At 46.3% G+C, this 13,555-nt stretch carries 8 protein-coding genes and 1 pseudogene; 8 read left to right on the top strand and 1 reads right to left on the bottom strand.

Features of this window, described 5'->3' with window-relative positions:
• Positions 1 to 29: 29 nt before the first annotated feature.
• The 7 genes and pseudogenes from KIH87_RS10585 to KIH87_RS10560 all read left to right on the top strand — a co-directional run bounded on the left by KIH87_RS10585 (position 30) and on the right by KIH87_RS10560 (position 10,986).
• On the top strand, positions 30 to 2,546 hold the full coding sequence (locus KIH87_RS10585; protein ID WP_332460737.1) for a condensation domain-containing protein: 2,517 nt from the start codon (positions 30 to 32) through the stop codon (positions 2,544 to 2,546).
• A 54-nt stretch (positions 2,547 to 2,600) separates the two neighbouring features.
• Positions 2,601 to 3,700, top strand: a pseudogene (locus KIH87_RS19420) (condensation domain-containing protein); the annotation flags it as partial.
• On the top strand, positions 3,686 to 4,375 hold the full coding sequence (locus KIH87_RS19415) for an AMP-binding protein (RefSeq protein WP_269751495.1): 690 nt from the start codon (positions 3,686 to 3,688) through the stop codon (positions 4,373 to 4,375). The pseudogene KIH87_RS19420 and the gene KIH87_RS19415, both read left to right, overlap by 15 nt.
• Positions 4,369 to 6,990, top strand: coding sequence for a condensation domain-containing protein (locus tag KIH87_RS10575; RefSeq protein ID WP_269751469.1), 2,622 nt, complete (start codon positions 4,369 to 4,371; stop codon positions 6,988 to 6,990). Before KIH87_RS19415 ends, KIH87_RS10575 begins: the two co-directional genes overlap by 7 nt.
• A gap of 25 nt (positions 6,991 to 7,015) precedes the next feature.
• Positions 7,016 to 8,377, top strand: a complete 1,362-nt coding sequence (locus KIH87_RS10570; RefSeq protein WP_232357860.1) for a hypothetical protein — start codon at positions 7,016 to 7,018, stop codon at positions 8,375 to 8,377.
• Positions 8,378 to 8,386: 9 nt separating this feature from the next.
• Positions 8,387 to 9,988 (top strand): condensation domain-containing protein, encoded by a 1,602-nt coding sequence (locus tag KIH87_RS10565; protein WP_232357859.1) that lies wholly within the window; start codon positions 8,387 to 8,389, stop codon positions 9,986 to 9,988.
• 236 nt (positions 9,989 to 10,224) lie between these two features.
• Positions 10,225 to 10,986, top strand: coding sequence for an IS5 family transposase (locus KIH87_RS10560; RefSeq protein WP_232357858.1), 762 nt, complete (start codon positions 10,225 to 10,227; stop codon positions 10,984 to 10,986).
• Between the two features lie 123 nt (positions 10,987 to 11,109).
• Here the strand turns inward: KIH87_RS10560 and KIH87_RS10555 are convergent, their stop codons facing one another.
• Positions 11,110 to 12,057, bottom strand: coding sequence for an IS30 family transposase (locus tag KIH87_RS10555; RefSeq protein ID WP_232357857.1), 948 nt, complete (start codon positions 12,055 to 12,057; stop codon positions 11,110 to 11,112).
• Between the two features lie 519 nt (positions 12,058 to 12,576).
• On the opposite strand from KIH87_RS10555, the gene KIH87_RS19410 reads away from it, so the two are divergent.
• Complete coding sequence (locus KIH87_RS19410) at positions 12,577 to 13,542, top strand: condensation domain-containing protein (RefSeq protein WP_269751468.1); 966 nt, start codon at positions 12,577 to 12,579, stop codon at positions 13,540 to 13,542.
• Positions 13,543 to 13,555 lie beyond the last annotated feature (13 nt).

Genomic DNA, 13,555 nt, shown 5'->3' with positions numbered 1-13,555 from the left:
AAAGACCGCCGTCAGGACTGCGGGTGGTGATGGTTGGATGTGAAGCGATACCGGTACGGTTGATGCGTCAGTGGATGGCGTACGATGTGGAGCTGGTTCATGTATTTGGTTTGACGGAGACAGCGATTACGTCCAGTACGTGGCATTCGAAGGATTGGGATGCCAGTTTATCGGGTAGTCTGCCCAGTGGCAGCCCGTTGGGTAATACGCGTTTGCATGTGCTTGATGCTGCTCAGGGTTTGCAGCCCGTGGGTGTGGCTGGTGAATTGTATATTGGTGGCGATGGTGTGACCCAGGGTTATCTTGGTCGCAGGGAGCTAAGTGAAGCACGTTTTGTGGAATTGCCATGGATAGATAGTGGTCGTTTGTACCGAACAGGAGACAAGGTTCGCTGGCGAGAAGACGGTAATATTGAATTTCTTGGTCGGATGGATAACCAGGTGAAGATACGGGGTTACCGTATAGAGCCGGGGGAGATAGAGTCGCGTTTACGGGAGTTGCCGCAGGTACAGGATGCAGTGGTGCTGGTACGGGATGATGCCGGTCATGACAAGCAACTGGTCGGTTATGTGGTGTTGGAGGTTCAGGGCGGGGGCTCTGAGGTACTGTCGGATATCAAGGCCGGGCTGTCACGGCATTTACCGGGTTATATGATACCCGGGCATTTTCTGTTGCTGGAAAGTTTACCGCTGACGTTAAACGGCAAGGTGGACAAGCAGGCGTTACCGGCTCCGGGGTCACAGTACCTTGAGCAGTCAGAATATGTTGCTCCGCGTAATGAGGTGGAATCGACCTTATGTGATATCTGGTCTTCGGCGTTACGTGTTGAGCGTGTCGGTATCAGGGATAATTTCTTTGAGCTGGGTGGGGATTCGATAATCTCCATCCAGATAGCTTCCCGTGCAAGTCAGGCCGGAATTAGCCTGTCGGTTCGTCAGTTATTTGAACATCAGAATATTGCCGATGTCGTGGCGAATCTGGATAAGAGAGTCGGCATGGATGTCTTCCAGGGCGAGGTCAGTGGCAAGCAGGTGCTGTTACCGATACATCACTGGTTTTTTGCCGAGAAGCAGGTCAGGCCATCGTATAACAATATGTCATTGTTACTGGTTCCCCCGGTGGATGTTGACGAGAGGTGGTTACGGGAGTGGCTGTATGCCATCTTCCAGCGTCATGATGCATTGAGGCTGCGTTTTTATGAGTCGGATGGGCAGTGGCATAGTGATTACTTTCCCTTGCAGGAGCTGTCGATTGATAGCGCATTTACCCGTGTTGATATGAGAGGCATGGATGAGTCGGCCCGAACGGCGTGTTTGGGTGAGACGGGCCAGGAGTTACAGGAAAGCTTCTCATTGTCGGGTGGACCGTTAATGAAGGTCGGTTATTTTGATGCTGATGAGGCACAGGACAGTCGATTATTACTGGTGTTGCACCATGCGGTGGTAGACGGAGTTTCCTGGCGGATATTGCTGGATGATTTAAGCCTGGCCTATGAGCAACATAGCCGGGGTGAGCGGTTGTTGCTGGGGAATAAAACGACATCGTATCAGCGCTGGGCAGAGGCGCTGGTTGAGTATGGTCAGAGCGAGGCGTTTGAGGCTGAAATCGGTTACTGGCGACGGAGTCTTGGAGCCGATGTGCCGGCCTTGCCACAGGATGAGAGAGTAGAGTCGGAGCTGGATGTTGCGGTACATCAATTCAAACTGGATGAAGCGGAAACGGAACAACTGTTACGTCAGAGCCCGGCGGCCTATCGAACCCAGGTGAACGAACTGTTACTGGCGGCGGTCTGGTTAGGTATATACCGCTGGAGCGGTAACAGTGCGTTGCGTATCTGGATGGAAGGTCATGGTCGGGAAGATATTTTTGAATCGCTGGATGTGACGCAGACGATGGGGTGGTTTACCACCTTGTACCCACTGACGCTGGATGTTCAGGCGAAGTATCCAGGCGAGATTATCAAGCAGGTCAAAGAGCAATACCGGGCGTTGCCGAACCGTGGACTGGGTTACGGTATAGCCCGCTACCTGTCACCGGAGATTGATTTACCGGATGGCGGTGCTGTTGAGGTGACTTTTAACTATCTGGGCCAGTTTGACCAGGCGGTAAATAGTGAGACCGCGTTCCAGGTTGGCAGGGAGTTTAGCGGACGTAATGTTGCACAGGGTAATCCAAGAGAGGCGTTGCTGAATATTTCCGGGCAGGTGGTATCGGGGTCACTGGTATTGGGTGTGGATTATGACCCGGGTAGCTATCGGGCGCAGACCATGGAGCATCTTGGTCGCTGTATTAAAGAATCCCTGCTGAGTTTGACAGCCCGTTGCTGTGAGCCTGGGGCCGGTGGTTATACGCCGAGTGACTTTACGTTGTCGAAGGTGAGCCAGTTGCAGCTGGACCAGTGGCAGCGTCGTTATAGGAATATTGAGGATATATACCCGACAGTTCCGATGCAGCAGGGAATGTTGTTCCATCGTTTACTGGATAATGAAGCAGGGGCCTATCTTGGTCAGATAACCTATCGTATCAGGGGGCCGCTTACAGGGTGAGCGGCTTCGTGAAGCTGGCAGCATCTGATATCACGTCATAGTGCCTTGCGTACGGTGTTTGTCGGTTTTGAAGATGAGAATATCCAGCAGTTGGTGCTGGCCGATGCGGCATTACCGTGGCATGAGCAGGACCTTTCGGGGCTGGAAGCATCAGCACAGGAAGCAGCTTTGGAGGCTTATCAGGCTCGGGAGCGTGAGAAGGGTATTGACCTTGAGCGTGCGCCGTTGATGCGTGTGGGACTGTTTGACCTTGGGAGAGCAGTATCACCTGGTGTGGAGTTTTTTATGGGCGCCTTTGATGGTTGGTCATTACCGATTATCAATCAGGAGCTTTTTGCCTGTTACCGAGCTTTGTGTCAGGGGCATGCGCCTGTGCTGGCGAAGGTGAAGCCGTACCGGTCCTATATGCAATGGTTGGGAGCTCAGGCGCCGTCGCAGGCGGAAGATTACTGGACAGGTTACCTTGCCGGTTTTGATGAGCCGACTCCATTATCGATTGCGAAGTTGTCGGGTGATGTGGTGGCGGCTGCGTCGGCCTGGCAGGGAACGAGTTTGTCTGTGTCGGTGAGTCAGGCGCTGGAGCAGTTGGCGAAGCGCCAACAGGTAACGATGAATGTCATAGTACAGGCGCGTGGGCGTGTTTGTTGTCGCGTTACAGTGGATTATCGGATGTCGTGTTTGGTACGACGGTATCGGGTCGTCCGTCACAGGTGTCGGGTGTTGAGCAGATAGTTGGATTGTTTATCAACACGATACCGAGTCGAGTGAATTTCTCGTTGTCGGGTACGTTGGGAGAGTTGTTAAGTCATATTCATGGAGACAATATCCGTCGTGAAGAATACAGCTATATGCCGTTGGCAGACATCCAGAAGTTGAGTGAATTGCCTCAGGGTAGTGCGATGTTCGACAGTTATCTGGTGTTCCAGAACTACCCGGTTGAAGATGTGATTGAACAGAAGCGAGATGATCTGGGGTTGTCTTTTGAAGATAGCCAGTCATATGAAGCATCCAACTATAAATTAATGCTTTTGGCTGAAAACGGTAAAACTTTGCAATTGGGTTTTAAATACAATGCAAATGAATTCAGCAAAGAGACAATTTCTGCATTGTTAAGTCATTTGGAGAATGTAATTTGCCAAATGGCGACATCTGATCTCGAAACTTCCGTTAAAAAACTGAGTTTATTATCTGAACAGGAACAGAGAGTGTTGCTCTCCGATTGGGGGGCGGGGCAAACATTCACTGGCCTGGATACAACCAGCTTCATTGAGCAATTTAACGACCAGGTTGCGAAAACCCCGAATGCCATCGCGGTGATATCGGGTTCGGCCCAGCTAACCTATGGGGAGCTGAACAGCCGGGCAAACCAGCTGGCCCATTACCTGATTAGCCAGGGTATAGAGAATGATATCCCGGTAGCGCTGTGTTTATCGCGTACACCACAGATGGTTATCGCGTTGATGGGGGTGCTGAAAGCGAGAGGTGCGTATTTGCCGCTGGACCCGGGTTATCCGAGAGCACGTATCCGTTACTTGCTGGATGATGCGAAGGTGTCACTGGTGATAAGTGATAGCGTGCTGTCACAGGAGCTGGAACTGTTGGATGAAACACTGGTGTGTCTGGATGACAGTGAGTTTTTGTCGTTGTTACAGCAACAACCGACAGAGTCGCCAGAGGTAAGCATTTTTGGTTCGGATATGGCCTATGTGATTTATACATCGGGAACGACAGGGCAGCCCAAAGGCGTGATGGTGACGCACGGTGGTTTGATGAACTATGTGAGTCACGCGGGTAGAGATTACCTTGTTGAAGTGCAGGGTGCGTGGTGAGTTTACCGCTGGTGTTTGATGCTACGGTGACAAGCTTGCTGGCGCCGTTGTGTCATGGTCGTTATGTTGAGCTGCTTGCCGAGGGTGATGATGCGCTTGAGCGTCTGGAAGATTACCTGCTGGACGATGAAGACCGTTTGTTGTTTAAACTGACCCCGGCCCACCTTGATGCGTTGTGGGCGACGGGTCGTATAGAGCGGAATGAGGATATTGAGCACGTAGTTGTTATAGGTGGAGAGCAGTTAACGGTGAGCACGATGGAGAAATGGCAGGGCTGTTTCCCGAATGCGGTGTTTATCAATGAGTATGGTCCGACAGAGACGGTGGTGGGCTGTTCTGTATTCAGAGTGACGCGGGAGTCACTTGTAGGTGAGTCGGTACCGATAGGAAAGCCGATACAGAATACGCATTTGTATTGTCTTGATGAGTATCAGCAGTTGTTACCGGCGGGTGTGTCGGGTGAGTTGTATATTGGTGGAGCGGGTGTAGCGCGAGGTTACCTTGGACGAGAGGGCTTAACTGCCGAGCGTTTTGTTGACAGTCCGTTTGAAGGAGGCGGTAGATTATATCGGACGGGTGACCGTGTGCGCTGGCGTTATGATGGCGAGCTTGAGTTTTTGGGTCGTATTGATAATCAGGTCAAGGTGCGGGGTTACCGTATTGAGTTGGACGAGATCGAAAGTGCGTTGGCAGCAGTATCGGAATTAGTTGCGAATGCCGTCATCGTGTATGAAGACGAAGCGGGTAATAAGCATCTTGTGGCTTATGTTGTACCCACTGTACTCAGTGATCTGGACAACATTTCTGATTTGTGTCGCACAGCATTAATGCGCCGTTTGCCTGAATTTATGGTTCCCTCAATCTACATACAGCTAGAAGCATTGCCTTTGACCAACAGCGGTAAAGTGGATAGACGTGCTCTGCCAGATCCTTTGAAATATGGTAAGGAGCAAAGTTCCTATGTTCCTCCACGTAATGAAGTAGAGCGGCAGTTGTGTGAGATCTGGCAGGAAGCATTGAACCTGCCAGAAGTAGGTATAGAAGATAACTTCTTTGCCATGGGTGGAGATTCCATTGTTTCAATCCAGGTTGTATCGCGAGCGAAGCGTCAGGGTTTGCATTTTACGGTGCGAGAGCTGTTCGACCATCAGACCATAGCCAAACTTTCAGAGGTTATAGGGCATGGCAGCCAGGTACAAGCTGAGCAATCCGAAGTGAGTGGGGAACTGACTCTGTTGCCGGTACAACGAGCCTTCTTTGAATGGCAGTTACCGGTGGAGAATCACTATAACCAGTCAGTTTTGCTGGTAACCCCACAAGGGTTTGACGAGAAGGCACAAGAAGCGATAGTGCGGAGTCTGTATCAACGCCATGATGCGCTGCGTTTACGCTTCGATAGTCAGAAGCGTAGCGCCATGCATGTGCCGTTTAGTGCAGAACTGTTGGTACAGAGCCTTGAAGTACATGATTTCAGGGACATTTCTCCAGAGCATCGAGAAGCAGAACAATTAAAGGTGGTTAACCAGGCACAGGCGAGTCTGGATATTGGTTTGGGACCGGTATTCAAAGCGGTGTATATGGAGGACGAAGAACAGGGTCGATTGTTGTTGGTAGTGCATCATCTTGTCGTTGATGGTGTCTCGTGGCGGATACTGTTGTCTGACCTTGAGACGGCATGGAAACAATACCGTTCAGGTGAGCCGGTAGCGTTGGCAGATAAGAGTTCATCGTTACAGCAATGGGGAGAGGCCTTGAAAGGATACGTGAAGTCGCATCATGTGCAAGGGCAGAAAGACTACTGGCGAGAGCAGTTATCACAGGAGGTGTTGCCACTTCCGGTTTCATCAGAAGAGGCTTGGGGTAATGAAGCATCGGGCTTCACGCTGGATGAAGAATCGACCCGACAGTTGTTGGGAGAATGTAATGATGCTTATCGCACCCGGATTAATGAATTGTTGTTGTGTGGTTTTTTGATGGCTTACCGACAGTGGAGTGGTCAGCACAGCTTGCGTTTATTGATGGAAGGTCATGGTAGAGAGGAGTTGTTTGAGCATCTTGATGTGAGTGACACAGTGGGATGGTTTACTTCTTTGTATCCATTGATTCTAAGTGATGCAGGTGTGTCGCTGGATGACAATCGAGAGGTTGGAGAGCTTATCAAACAGGTTAAAGAGCAATACCGAGCAGTGCCTGACAAGGGTATGGGTTATGGATTGCTACGTTATCTGGATCCGGATAGTGGTCTTGAAGCGTTGGAGGCTAAATATAATCCTGCGCAGATAGAGTTCAACTACCTTGGTCAGTTTGACAACACGATTAATCAGGATTCGGTTTTTGTTCCCGCAAAAGAATCTGCTGGGGCAGATGTTGCCAGTGAGAACCCATCTACAGTTGATTTGAGCATCAATGGCATAGTCCATAAAGGATGTTTACGCTTTTCCATTTCTGCCAGTGTTGCCTGCAAGAGTACAGCGTCGCTGGCTCAGGCTTATGAACAGGCTCTTATGAGCTGTATAGAACATTGCAGGGAAGTTAACGTAAACCGTAAGCTGTATAAAGAGTATGTAGTACAAGGTTCTGATGACTCATTGTCGCAGGACGGAATTGAGATTTAACGAATAACAGGGGTATTGGGTTTTTATGGAAGTTCAGAATATTAAATCAGATAAATTTTGGGATGATTTTGTTAATAATATCTGGCAGAAAGAATATGCGGTGTTAGACGCCTACGTACAACCTGACATCATTACTCATGAAGATGCATATCAAATGCTATTGAATGGTTTAAACACGTTCACCAGAAAAAGGCACGCATCCAAGGCATCATTAAAGTTGTTTATTGATGGTACACCGGTAACCCCTGCTGAAATTGATGCAATGGGAATAATCCCCAAGATTTCTGATGGAAACTATACAAACTTTATTGAGCGATTACAGCCCCTTCTTAAAGGGAGGGAACTGTGTACTGTTCTTGATAGGGCTGAGTTGTTGCCTCACGTGCGTGCAGAAGTGTATGGATTGTTAAAAAATGTATTCTCCCGACTGGGTTACATCGCACCAGAGTCTTTTGCCTTCTTCTTTTTTGGTGAATACACATCTACGCCATTTGGTGCCCATATTCATGATTGTGAGAAGGAATGTGATGCCACCTTCATTACTTCTTTAAGGGGAGAAAAAACCATATGGGTCTGGCCGGAGGGTTATGAGGAAGATAACCCGGAAGTTAATGGCATGCGAGATATGGAAGCATATTCCAAGGATGCCGCTATTTTGATAGCTCATCCGGGGCAGATGATCTATTTTCCCTCATATCAACTTCATATTGGTGAGTCTAAGGTTAAAGACAGCTTTAACCTGTTTGTTGCAGTAAAACCAGCAAGAGACTGTACCAGTGCTTTTTTCAATTTTATTGAGAAGCAATTAGAGTGCTTTCCTGCGGGTGAGTATCAGGAAAAATATCGGATTTTATCCTTGCTGCGAGACCGCTATGAGCAAACTGTAAAGCATTTGAAGCAGAAAGAACGCGATAACAGTCGATTGCAGTTTGATCCTGATAATATGCAAAAAAATGCAGAATCAATACCCGAGCATATCACTGATGCAGCCAAATTACTGGCTAACTATATACCGCAAGACTTTCTGGACTTGATGGCAGTTAAATTCTGGGTTTCTGTATTGTCTTCTTATGGATTAGCTTCTGAAGTGATTGAAATTGAAGAAGCTCCGCTTATGAAAAACCAGTCGATTCAATTGTTGAAGAACCATTCTTTACTCTGGGGGAAAAGCACTAATCACATCGTTGTTGGATGTGCTGGTACCACTTTCGATTATAACAAGCATCATGAAGATCTGGTTAAGCCAATTGTCGAATTAATTAATACAGGGAATGTGATTTCTATTGAGTCTATGACAAATCAATTTGCTGATTTGCGTATTCAGGATGAAATCATGCATTTGCTTAACAGGTTAAACCATATTGGTGTTTTGAAATTGACTGTATAGGACTGGACAGTGAACACCAGAGAAATTATGGAATATTGCAAACAGAATGGAATTGTTCTGGGAGTGGTTGATGGGAAGTTAAAATTACATGCACCTGACGATAAACTAAATAAGGAGTTACTGGATAATATTCGGAATAAGAAGAAAGAACTGTTAAATATTTTTAAGCAGAGTGAATATTTCACAGTTTCTGATTTCCCCAATGCGAGGCTCAGTCAGCAAGCATGGGAACAAATTAAGCACCAGTATCCCGATTTTTACAAACTGTATATTGCGACACCTTTACAAACAGAAATGTGGTTCCGTGGAATTGGAAAACAGAACCGAGAGACTTGTGTAACACAATATTGTTATGAAGTCTCTGGTGAACTGGAGCCTGTAGATGTATTAAATGCCTGGCAATCTGTCGTTAACAGGCATGATATTTTGAGAACTGGTTTTGTAGAGACAGGGCCAGGATCCTTACATCAGTTTGTGTACAAAACACTTGATGTGATATCAGATTATACCTATCAAATGCCAAGATGGTGTATTGATTGGAGTTCAGTCGATGAAGGGCAACAGGAACAGTTGTGGAAACAATTTAAGTCCAGGGATAAAGCTCAGAAGGTTGACCTGTCAAAGCCGTTATTAACAAGACTCAGGTTGATAAAAACCGGAAAAAAACATAGTTATCTTATATTCACTTATCCTTACTTCCTTATGGATGAGTGGTGCATTTCCGTATTGCTGAATGAATTACTCGATGATGTTGGAAAATCGGTTGTTGGAAAAGTATTTGATTCTTCCGTAGCTCTACCTTATGAAGAGCACATTCACTGGCTATTACAACAAGATCCCGGTTTGACCCGAAAGCACTGGCAAAAACATTTAAACCGAATTTCTTTACCAACGCTTTTAGCCCATCCAATTGATGATATTGAAAAAGAGTTGCCGGCAAGTTGGATATCCAGCATCTCGTTTTCATCTGAAAGCACAAAAAAGCTACAAGCTTTAGCACATGAACACTGCACGGCATTAGGCACTATTCTTCATGCCGCATGGGCCGTCATTTTGCGACATTATTGCGGAGGTACCAGTGTAGTGTATGGGGGGGTGTTTCCATGCAAGTCTTTACGGCTCGAGGGAAACGAAAAAATGTTAGGGCAGTTTGTTAATTTGGTTCCTGTACTGATTGATTTCTCTGGTGTGGAGCTCATCAAACATCTTCTGGATGTCGTTCATGAAGGTACTCTTAAATGCCAGGAATACAGTTGTCTGCCCCTTTCTGAAGTCCTGGCTTACAGCGGGCTAACTTCAGACGAACCCTTGTTCGATAGTTTACTGATCTTTGAGAACTCACTTTCAGGATACAAGCAGCCACAAGCAAGTAATTTACTACCGGGTTTTAGTATTGAGAATTTAGAGCCTGAGTACTTGATAAGTTATCCCGTCATTATAAGAGCACAATTGTTGGCTGAAGAACTCAGCGTAAGGTTCACATTCGATGCTGAGTTTCTAACCGAAGATAAAAGTAAAAAACTATCGAAACAATTTGAACAGGTTCTGAAGCGATTGAGTGAAGGTCACCAGAGCGATTTAGTCAGTTCGTTAGTAGGTGCAGAGTTTTGAATAGAGGAAATGGATTAGTAATAATTTATGAGAGCTTTACCTACCTCTTGAATTCAACAGCAAAGAGTAATTAAACTGCCTCGCAATGGTAAATGTTTTATGTGGTCACATTTGATTTTATTTGCACAATATTTCAACTAAAGAGCTAGACAGTGTTGACCTTTGTGCAAAAAACAATCGGCATAGCATCAAGGTATAATGGTTTCGCCAAAAATCGTTATACCGAAGGTGATGCTATGCCACGAACAATGCTAACAGATAATGCTTGGAAAAAGTTAAAAAATGTGCTCAAAGAAAGTGGGCGGGTTTACAATAAATATGAGCACAGAAATACGCTGGAAGGCATTCTTTATCGAATGCGCACAGGTATACAGTGGCGAGATTTACCTCCTGAGTTTGGTCTATGGAATACCATTTTTCGGCGGTTTAACTTATGGTCGAAAAAAGGTGTTTTAGAAAAATTGTTGAGCACTTTGGCGAAGGAAAGTGATACAGAATGGCTGTTCATCGATGGCAGTATTGTCAAAGCCCATCAGGATAGTGCTCGAAGTGGTCGCAAAGACGAAGAAGCAATAGGCAAAAGCCGAGGCGGTAACTCGACTAAAATCCATTTGGCTGTCGATAGCGGCGGATTGCCAGTTTATTTTGAATTATCGGGTGGTCAAGTTAACGATATTGTCCATGCAGAGAGTTTGATTAGTCATGCATCTACGGCACAGCATGTCGTTGCAGACAAGGGCTACGACAGCGAGGTTTTAAGGGACTTTATCGAAAATAAGGGCAGTCAATCGCAGATACCAAGGAAGCAAAATAGCCGCATCGGAAATAGCCAAATGGAGTGGTGTTTATATAGGTACCGACACCTTGTTGAAAATGCCTTTATGAAGATAAAGAAATACAGAGCCGTTGCCACTCGGTATGACAAATTGGCGAGGAATTATCGCAGCATAGTCGCTCTGGCCTTTGTCATGATGTGGCTACCAATGTATTGCGATTGAAATATAAACAAAGATCAACACTGTCTAGCGAAAACGTACATCCGGCTCATGCTTTAGGCGATCGTTTCTCCAATTGTGTTGTATATGACGCGGATTCAACTCTCAAGTGCAACACTCAACCAATTAAGCAGCATTCAGCAGTTCATCAAAGACAACTGCTGGCTGCCTGAATCCGAGGCACTTCCTCGGACGTAAATTTATCTGCTTTTCGATTGAAGACAATTCTTCATCACTGACTGTCGTCAGATCAGTTCCCTTGCGAATATATTGTCTCAGCAAACCATTAAAGTTTTCATTCAATCCTCGCTCCCATGAGGCATACGGATTGGCAAAATAGATATCTGTCTTTAATGCCTTTGCAACGGTTTCGTGGTCACAGAATTCTGTACCATTGTCTGCTGTAATGGTTTTAACCGAATCGGTATAAGGGCGTAACATATCAGTCATGGCTAGTGCGACATCTTTCGCATTTTTGCCACTCACTTTACGCACTAAATAGAGCCTGCTTTTGCGCTCAACAAGGCTCACAATCGCCCCTGTTCCTTGTTTACCCAGAACAGTATCAACCTCCCAGTCTCCGAAGCGTTCCTTTGTGTCAACCACTTCTGGCCTGTGCTCAATACCAACGCGATTTGGGATGATAGTGCGTTTGCCTGAACCACCTTTTTTATACTTTCGGTGTCCATGTCTTAACTGTTTAAAAAGCTTTCCTCCGGCTTTTTTATCCTCATAGATAAACTCATAAATCCACTGATGACTTACTCGATATCCTGTCAGATCACCCACACCAGAAATTTGCTCTGGACTCCATTTAAGTGACAAACAGTACTCAACAAAAAAGCGCGTATCATCGGGTATCCCACGTTTACTTTTATGGAGGTGCCTTTCCATTGTTATTTTATGGGCAGTCTCTGCACAATAACCTGTTTCAGAGACATTGCGCTTAATTTCCCGACTCACACTACTTTTGTTCTTGCCAATCTGAATGGCGATATGACTTTGGCTAAAACCTTCTCGCAATAATGCTTCGATCTGATATCTTTGACCCTCGGTCAACTGCTTATAACTCATGGTAATACTCTAATTTTTGGCGACTTTAGAATACCACCAATAGGCAGTTGATCGTCTATCACCATGCAACCATGAGCGTTGCACTTATTTTATGAAATAGCGGATACTCCAGGTAGCCACCATTCAGTGTTAACGGTACCACAGGTGGGTAACTTATCCATTTTGAACGATGAGATATTAATTAATTCAGCAGAAGTATATGTTATTGATAAGGTAGAAAAAGATAATTCCAGCTTGGAGGTGTGAGAAAAGAAAGAAGGAGAAATATCTGGACGTTAGGGCGGTTTTTTACCAGAATAGGCGTCCTTTTCAAAGATTTGGCAGTTATTGTAGTTGATCTAAAAAGCTCATTGATGGAAATGTTTTAATCAGGGAATTCTGCTCATGCTTTTTGGTATTGTACCTGGTTTAATCTTAATGCCCTGCCTCCTGTCTGGATTCCATCACTGAGTCTTTATTCGAAAATTTAATAGGAAATTTGTATTTCCTTCATGGCGATTAAAAAGACAAGTGATCTAAATGAAAACAACAGAATTATTAGCATTATGTCAGTCCAAAGGGATAAGTGTGGGAGTGGTAGAAGGGCGTTTAAAGGTACTGGACCCGGAGAAACGCCTGGATGAGTCGCTGCTGGTTTTACTGCGTGAGCACAAGCAAGAGCTGATAAGGTTTTTCAGCCCGGGTCATGGGTATACCGCCTCTGACTTTCCTCATGCAACGTTGTCCACCGAAGAGGTGGAAGCGTTGTTCGAACAATATCCTGATACCGAAAATCTTTATCTGGCAACGCCGCTGCAGTCGGGTTTGCTGTTCCACGGCCTGTGGGATGGTAACGGTTCATCGTATACATCCCAGAGTTATATGGAGCTCAGTGGTCATGTGGATACCGGTTTGTTGCAACAGGCATGGCAACAGACGGTATCGCGGCACGCTATTTTACGAACCTGTTTTGTGGGTCTGGACAACCGTAATGTACATCAGCTGGTACGCCGTGAAGTGACATTGCCGGTGCATGTCGAAGACTGGCGAGGCCAGTCGGGGTCGGAGCAGGCTTCGGGGCTTTTGGCATTACATGCACAAGACAAACAGGCGGGATTTGATTTTGCACAGGCCCCCCTGATGCGTATTACATTGGTGCGCCTGGAAGATGAGCGTTTACACTTTTTATGGACCTACCACCATATACTGCTGGATGGGTGGTGTGTGCCGCTGTTGCTGGATGAGGTTATGGGCCGTTATCGAGGTTTACAGTCAGGAGAGGTTTTTTCTCCCCCAGCGGTAGCGCCCTATGAGAGTTACATTGGTTGGCTGATGTCACGAGACAAAGAGGAAGCGAAGGCGTTTTGGTCTTCGCGGCTATCGGGGATAGAGGCCCCGACGCGTTTTATCCATGATTTGCCAGTATCGAAGGGAGCAGCCGATGACTTTTGCGAGACCGGTTTTGTGCTGGAAGAAAGGGTAACGGGCAGTTACAGGCACTGGTGAAGTCAAGTCGTAC

The sequence above is a fragment of the Paraneptunicella aestuarii genome (assembly GCF_019900845.1).
In the GTDB taxonomy this organism is placed as follows: domain Bacteria; phylum Pseudomonadota; class Gammaproteobacteria; order Enterobacterales; family Alteromonadaceae; genus Paraneptunicella; species Paraneptunicella aestuarii.
This window is presented reverse-complemented; position numbering and strand designations above follow the sequence as displayed.

What these genes read in the sequence shown, in the direction of transcription:
- KIH87_RS10585 (WP_332460737.1), top strand. Translation starts at nt 30, where the DNA reads ATGGTTGGATGTGAAGCGATACCGGTACGGTTGATGCGTCAGTGGATG.
- KIH87_RS19415 (WP_269751495.1), top strand. Translation starts at nt 3,686, where the DNA reads ATGGCGACATCTGATCTCGAAACTTCCGTTAAAAAACTGAGTTTATTA.
- KIH87_RS10570 (WP_232357860.1), top strand. Translation starts at nt 7,016, where the DNA reads ATGGAAGTTCAGAATATTAAATCAGATAAATTTTGGGATGATTTTGTT.
- KIH87_RS10560 (WP_232357858.1), top strand. Translation starts at nt 10,225, where the DNA reads ATGCCACGAACAATGCTAACAGATAATGCTTGGAAAAAGTTAAAAAAT.
- KIH87_RS10555 (WP_232357857.1), bottom strand. Translation starts at nt 12,057, where the DNA reads ATGAGTTATAAGCAGTTGACCGAGGGTCAAAGATATCAGATCGAAGCA.
- KIH87_RS19410 (WP_269751468.1), top strand. Translation starts at nt 12,577, where the DNA reads ATGAAAACAACAGAATTATTAGCATTATGTCAGTCCAAAGGGATAAGT.